Source organism: Leisingera sp. ANG-M6 (assembly GCF_000813905.1).
In the GTDB taxonomy this organism is placed as follows: domain Bacteria; phylum Pseudomonadota; class Alphaproteobacteria; order Rhodobacterales; family Rhodobacteraceae; genus Leisingera.
The window spans coordinates 1-1,151 of sequence record NZ_JWLG01000035.1; the positions used below are offsets into that span (position 1 = coordinate 1).

Below are 1,151 nucleotides of genomic sequence, written 5' to 3' on the forward strand. Positions count from 1 at the left end.
CCGGCGCCGACGGTGCGGCCGCCTTCGCGGATGGCGAAGCGCAGGCCGTCTTCCATCGCGATCGGTGCGATCAGCTCAACGCCGAACTTCAGGTTGTCGCCCGGCATCACCATCTCGGTGCCTTCCGGCAGGGTCACGGTGCCGGTCACGTCGGTGGTGCGGAAGTAGAACTGCGGACGGTAGTTCGCGAAGAACGGGGTGTGGCGGCCGCCTTCTTCCTTGGTCAGGATGTAGGCTTCGGCTTCGAACTTGGTGTGCGGGGTCACGGAACCCGGCTTGCACAGCACCTGGCCGCGCTCAACACCGTCACGGTCCACACCGCGCAGCAGGGCGCCGATGTTGTCGCCCGCTTCACCGCGGTCCAGCAGCTTGCGGAACATTTCCACACCGGTGCAGGTGGTGGTGGTGGTGTCGCGGATGCCGACGATCTCGATCGAGTCGCCGACGTTGATCACGCCGCGCTCGACACGGCCGGTCACAACGGTGCCGCGGCCGGAGATCGAGAACACGTCTTCGATCGGCATCAGGAACGGCTGGTCAACCGCGCGCGCCGGGGTGTCGATGTACTCGTCAACAGCCGCCATCAGCTCTTTGATTTTCTCTTCGCCGATTTCCGGCTTGTTGCCTTCCATCGCCGCCAGAGCGGAGCCTGCAACGATCGGGATATCGTCGCCCGGGTAGTCGTAGGAGGACAGCAGCTCGCGGATTTCCATTTCCACCAGCTCCAGCAGCTCTTCGTCGTCGACCTGGTCAACCTTGTTCATGAACACGACCATCTTCGGGATGCCAACCTGGCGGCCCAGCAGGATGTGCTCGCGGGTCTGCGGCATCGGGCCGTCAGCTGCGTTCACAACCAGGATTGCGCCGTCCATCTGGGCTGCGCCGGTGATCATGTTCTTCACGTAGTCGGCGTGGCCGGGGCAGTCGACGTGCGCGTAGTGGCGGTTGTCGGTCTCATACTCGACGTGCGCGGTCGAGATGGTGATGCCGCGGGCTTTTTCTTCCGGGGCGCCGTCGATCTGGTCGTAGGCTTTGAAGTCACCGAAGTATTTGGTGATAGCCGCGGTCAGAGTGGTCTTGCCGTGGTCAACGTGGCCGATGGTGCCGATGTTGACGTGCGGTTTATTACGTTCAAACTTTTCCTTAGCCAT

General features: G+C 62.9%; 1 protein-coding gene. It reads right to left on the reverse strand.

Going from position 1 to position 1,151, the window contains the following annotated elements; genetic code table 11:
• On the reverse strand, window positions 1-1,151 hold a 1,151-nt coding region (gene tuf, locus RA24_RS21230), incomplete at both ends, for an elongation factor Tu (RefSeq protein WP_039152542.1).